Genomic DNA, 340 nt, shown 5'->3' on the forward strand with positions numbered 1-340 from the left:
ACGGCCGCGATCCTGGGCCTGTCCGACGCCGTACGGGAACTGCGCGCGGCCCGGGAGGAACTGGCGACGCGGGCGGTGGCGGAGGAGCGGCTGCGGTTCTCCCGGGACCTGCACGACCTGCTGGGGCACACCCTGTCCGTGATCGTGGTCAAGTCGGAGGCGGCCCGGCGGCTGGCACACCGCGACCTGGACGCCGCGCTGTCCCAGATCGGCGACATCGAGGCGGTCGGGCGCCAGGCGCTCACGGAGATCCGCGAGGCCGTGACGGGGTACCGGCGGGGCAGCCTCAGCACCGAGCTCGACCACGCGGTCTCCGCACTGCGGGCAGCCGATGTCGAAC

Annotated in this window: 1 protein-coding gene; it reads left to right on the plus strand. The window is 74.1% G+C overall.

The genetic code is table 11. The features are described 5' to 3' along the window. The coding region (locus ACLZOT_RS50855; RefSeq protein WP_416976099.1) for a histidine kinase at positions 1 to 340 on the plus strand (340 nt) is incomplete at both ends.

This window comes from Streptomyces sp. 4F14 (assembly GCF_048159485.1).
In the GTDB taxonomy this organism is placed as follows: Bacteria; Actinomycetota; Actinomycetes; order Streptomycetales; family Streptomycetaceae; genus Streptomyces.